This is a genomic window from Phocaeicola faecicola (assembly GCF_013618865.1).
Taxonomy (GTDB): Bacteria; Bacteroidota; Bacteroidia; order Bacteroidales; family Bacteroidaceae; genus Phocaeicola; species Phocaeicola faecicola.
This window is the reverse complement of sequence record NZ_JABSOE010000125.1, coordinates 1-4,049: the sequence shown is the minus strand read 5'-3', so window position 1 is coordinate 4,049 and position 4,049 is coordinate 1. Positions and strand designations below refer to the sequence as shown.

The window sequence follows — 4,049 nt, the reverse complement described above, 5'->3', positions numbered from 1 at the left end:
CATATTGTCAAGAGGGCTTCGCACCAAACAATTACTCGTAAAGCACGCCTCTTTAGGCTACTGTTGACGGAACAACAGGTTCAGACATCATGCTGAACAATTACTTGTACGACTTCTTGTCGCACACACAATACAAAGATAAGAATTTGTAAAAGAATTCTTGATATTAACAGATTTATTTAATGTTAACCTATAAAGAATTATATAAACTCCGATAGCATAACTCCATAAAAAACAGTGATGCATCATAACCATTCTTCTATATCAGTCGCCCATTTCCTCGCCGTCCATAGAAGTTAGTACAGACTTTATTGAAAGCGAAAAGGTCAGGCGGCTTTGCCGTTTCGGGCAGAATCTTCCTCTTTCAGAGCGTATTCAGCCCGAAAACCTTTTCCCTTTCACGTCTGTACAATGGATGCCGACGGCAGCGGAAACAAGCGACTGACGGAAAAGTCAGAAGAAAAAAACAAAACAGCATATAGATTGGTTCAAATAGGGCCTGATTCTATATGCTGTTATTTTATCATTTGGAAAGGCTATTTTTAAGAAACACTGATAAAATGGCAGGCGGTCAACCGCGCTCCCTCCAGAAAAATCAAAATCTTTGCGTGTTCTTTGTGGGAACGCTTGGAATGTTAACCCCTTTTGTATCTGTACGCCTCCTTGTACCCTTTCATCAGTGTCTTTTCTATGTCGGACGCCCGGTAGAGAATCTTTCCGCCTATCTGTGTGTAAGGTAGAATACCGTTGTTGCGATAGTCTTGCAAGGTTCTCCGGCTCACTTTCAGCAGGTATGCCACTTCCTTGTCTGTCAGCAGTTCATCGCCATAGGCAGACGGTTGCCGTTTTTCCAACAACTTTTCGAGCAGGACCAGCAGCCTGTCGAAATTCGAGTGGAATGCCTTTACCCACTCATGGTCCTTTTCTCTGATTTCATTACTCATACGCGTTTGATATTGGTTTATACATTATTCTTGAAACTCGTTCAAATGGTCTTGCCTTTCCAACGGGCTTCCTTACGTTTCTCCTCCACATTTCCGACCACACGCTCTACATCGTCAGGACGGTAATAAGTCCGGTTCCCGATTTTGGTAAAGGCAAGCGTCCCGTTATCCCTTAAGGTCTGCAGGGTTCTCGGGCTGATACGCAACCTGCGGCAGACCTCGTGGTTGTCCATCCATTCACCTGTTTCCTTTTCGCCATGTTCACGGCACATACTTTCCACTCGCTGCACGAAGCGATCCAGCTTGGCGGCAATCTCCTCGAAAGTCCTTTTTTCAAAGCTGATGATTTCCATTGTCTTCATTATTTTCAGTTAAACATATATTCAAAATTCCGGAGCATAACAGGTTTTTTACAGCCGATATTCCATCATGTATCATCGTTCAATTCTCGGCTGGGAATGTGACCGTTTTTTCTGTTCCCACTGCAAATAAAAGCAGTAGGAATCACACTGCAATGGTTTTTCAGACCGATGACGATGCATTGCCTGGAATGACATCATGTTACATATCAAGTGCATACAATGAGCCTTCTTTATAAACGGAATCCGCTTGAATAATCCGGTATGGAGAAATCACTCCAGCAAATCACGGCAGGCTGCACCGACTGTCCAATCAGTACTGTGCATAGGATAACATAATTGCCACGGTATCTCCATTTGCTTGATTCTGTTCACTATACACATTTCCTTTGCTCACGACAACGAGTCAAGGTGCGCACCGAGACCAGTGAGTAAACCGATTAAAATCAAAAATGTATGGTAACAAAAAAAAATTGACCGAAGAAGAATGGGAGGCCATGACAGGTACGGACATGTCATTCATACTCCCGTCAGATGGCAGCATTGAAACTGCCCGTGAATCATCTTTGAATGATACCGGAAATAGTGAACGGGCAAAGTCTGTAGAACAAGTAGAAGTTCCATTCGAGCCCCAGCAATCGCCAACAGGAAGAGAGGAAGGCATTCCTCCTTCTCAGCGTCGTATAAGCAGCAGGCAGAGGAAACTTTCTCTGGACGAATACCGGAAAGCCTTTCTTCAGGTCCCGAGAATCGAAGACCGCAAGCCCGTGTTTGTTAGTGGCGAAGTACGTGACAGGCTGGACGAGTTTGTCCGCAGATTGGGAGGACGTAAAATGAGCGTTTCCGGATTGCTTGAGAACATAGCCCGGCAGCATCTTGAAATCTATTCGGAAGACTTCGAGCAGTGGCGAAAGCTGTGACATTTTCCGGAATGACAGACTTGCTTACTGACTCCAGTCATTACAGTATTCAGACAGTCAGTAGCCGACCTGAGGGGGTAACGGACAAAACTTCAGTTTTGGGAGTTAGCGAGGTTATCTTTCGGGCATCCCGAAAACCTCGCTCCACTCCCGAAGAGTGGAGGCAATCCGCTCCCGGTGGTCGCAGATTGTGAGAAAAAGAATAATCAGAAATCAAACAAAGAAAATATGAATGACAGAAAGAAAAACAGACCGAGGGGACGCCCAAGAGTAAGCGGAGTGTGCAAACTTAGCAAAGCCGTTACAGTGAAATTCTCCAAGATAGACTATGAACGGTTATGCCGACGCAGCAGACAGGCCAACCTCACGCTGGCGGAATTTCTTCGCGTATCAGCCTTTGAGACGACGATAACGGCCAGGCACTCGGCCGAAGAGACTGCCGTCATACGCAGCCTTACGGGTATGGCGAACAACCTGAACCAGCTGACCCGGCTGTCCCATCAGGCCGGATTCCACCGTACCCAAAGGGCGGTGACGGAACTCCTGCAGAAGCTTAAGAAGATTATTGTCAGGTACAGGCACGGAGAAAGGAGGTCGTCATGATTGGAAAGATCAAGAAAGGGAAATCCTTCGGCGGCTGTATCCGCTACGTGATGGGTAAAGACAACGCGGAAATCATTGACTCAGATGGTGTATTGCTGGGAAATATCCGGGAAATAACGGACAGTTTCAACTTCCAGCGTGAGCTTAATCCGAAGATAAAACAGCCTGTCGGGCATATCGCATTGAGCTTCAAGCCGGAGGACAAGGCCTTGCTGACGGATGAATTTATGGCTAAAATAGCCCGGGAATACATGGAACTGATGGGGATAAGGAACACCCAGTTCATCCTGGTAAGACACCATAATACGGACAACCCGCACTGCCACCTTGTCTATAACCGCATAAGTTATGACGGCAAGGTAATCTCTTCCCAAGGCGATTACAAGCGCAATGAAATTGCCACAAAACAGCTTAAGAACAAGTACGGGTTGACATATGCCGAGGACAAGGGCAAGACTAACGTGGAGAAACTCCATGCTTCGGAGCGTGTGAAATACGAAATCTTCAATGCCGTCAAGGCAGCTTTGAAACACTCCAAAACATGGAAAGAGTTCAATGATTACCTGCTTCGCCGGGGCATCAGGCTGGAATTTGTAAAGCGTACCAGGGAGATAAAAAGGCCGGAGGACATACAGGGAATCCGGTTCACCAAGGACGAGCAGACCTTCAAGGCTTCACAGATCAGCAGGGAGTTCAGCTTTGCCAGACTGAATGCCCGGTTGGGCTGGAAGACTTCGGAAACCCAACAGGAATCCGAACGTAAGGTGCAGCAAAGAATACCGGACGGAGGGCATCTTCTCGAAAGTACAGGACCTGGACTGTTCAGTCCGACAAACGGTACAGCTCCCGAAGAGCCGTTACCTCAGGAAGGACTCTTGCGCAGACGCAGGAAGAAGAGACAAAAAAGGAAAGGATTCGGATTGTAGTCCGTTCTTTCCCATTCAAATTATTCATGAACATTAAAATTACAGGAATATGAAAATGGAAGAATGTATCGAGAGCATCTTCGGATGCCTGGAAAGAATAGAGAACAAAATCAACGGGTTGTCCGTCCCCTTGCCGGAAGGCAACAGCCCGACAGTTAATAATACACAGGATCACTAGTGTCTCTTAAAAAATGTAAAACATCTCAATATGGCTCATTATGATGTAAAATCCAATTCTAGCTGACCGTCATTTTTGTAAAGGATGTCGTATTCAGCATGGCTAAATAGATCCTTGAT

At 46.0% G+C, this 4,049-nt stretch carries 6 protein-coding genes; 4 read left to right on the top strand and 2 right to left on the bottom strand.

The features are described 5' to 3' along the window. Positions 1 to 635: 635 nt before the first annotated feature. Together H3001_RS18815 and H3001_RS18810 are read right to left on the bottom strand one after the other, a co-directional pair. The gene (locus H3001_RS18815) at positions 636 to 944 is read right to left on the bottom strand and encodes a helix-turn-helix domain-containing protein (RefSeq protein ID WP_181215766.1); all 309 of its coding nucleotides are present in this window, start codon (positions 942 to 944) and stop codon (positions 636 to 638) included. A 41-nt stretch (positions 945 to 985) separates the two neighbouring features. Beyond that, positions 986 to 1,306: a helix-turn-helix domain-containing protein gene (locus H3001_RS18810; RefSeq protein WP_181215765.1), complete on the bottom strand. Its 321-nt coding sequence runs from the start codon at positions 1,304 to 1,306 to the stop codon at positions 986 to 988. 449 nt (positions 1,307 to 1,755) lie between these two features. Between H3001_RS18810 and H3001_RS18805 the strand changes: the two genes are divergently transcribed. The 4 genes from H3001_RS18805 (at position 1,756) to H3001_RS19655 (ending at position 3,930) form a co-directional block, all read left to right on the top strand. After that, complete coding sequence (locus tag H3001_RS18805) at positions 1,756 to 2,223, top strand: DUF3408 domain-containing protein (RefSeq protein ID WP_181215764.1); 468 nt, start codon at positions 1,756 to 1,758, stop codon at positions 2,221 to 2,223. A 228-nt stretch (positions 2,224 to 2,451) separates the two neighbouring features. Beyond that, on the top strand, positions 2,452 to 2,826 hold the full coding sequence (locus H3001_RS18800; RefSeq protein WP_181215763.1) for a plasmid mobilization protein: 375 nt from the start codon (positions 2,452 to 2,454) through the stop codon (positions 2,824 to 2,826). Continuing rightward, positions 2,823 to 3,752 (top strand): relaxase/mobilization nuclease domain-containing protein, encoded by a 930-nt coding sequence (locus H3001_RS18795; RefSeq protein ID WP_181215762.1) that lies wholly within the window; start codon positions 2,823 to 2,825, stop codon positions 3,750 to 3,752. Before H3001_RS18800 ends, H3001_RS18795 begins: the two co-directional genes overlap by 4 nt. 49 nt (positions 3,753 to 3,801) lie before the next feature. After that, the gene (locus H3001_RS19655; RefSeq protein ID WP_262890866.1) at positions 3,802 to 3,930 is read left to right on the top strand and encodes a hypothetical protein; all 129 of its coding nucleotides are present in this window, start codon (positions 3,802 to 3,804) and stop codon (positions 3,928 to 3,930) included. Positions 3,931 to 4,049 lie beyond the last annotated feature (119 nt).

What these genes read in the sequence shown, in the direction of transcription:
- H3001_RS18815 (WP_181215766.1), bottom strand. Translation starts at nt 944, where the DNA reads ATGAGTAATGAAATCAGAGAAAAGGACCATGAGTGGGTAAAGGCATTC.
- H3001_RS18810 (WP_181215765.1), bottom strand. Translation starts at nt 1,306, where the DNA reads ATGAAGACAATGGAAATCATCAGCTTTGAAAAAAGGACTTTCGAGGAG.
- H3001_RS18805 (WP_181215764.1), top strand. Translation starts at nt 1,756, where the DNA reads ATGTATGGTAACAAAAAAAAATTGACCGAAGAAGAATGGGAGGCCATG.
- H3001_RS18800 (WP_181215763.1), top strand. Translation starts at nt 2,452, where the DNA reads ATGAATGACAGAAAGAAAAACAGACCGAGGGGACGCCCAAGAGTAAGC.
- H3001_RS18795 (WP_181215762.1), top strand. Translation starts at nt 2,823, where the DNA reads ATGATTGGAAAGATCAAGAAAGGGAAATCCTTCGGCGGCTGTATCCGC.
- H3001_RS19655 (WP_262890866.1), top strand. Translation starts at nt 3,802, where the DNA reads ATGAAAATGGAAGAATGTATCGAGAGCATCTTCGGATGCCTGGAAAGA.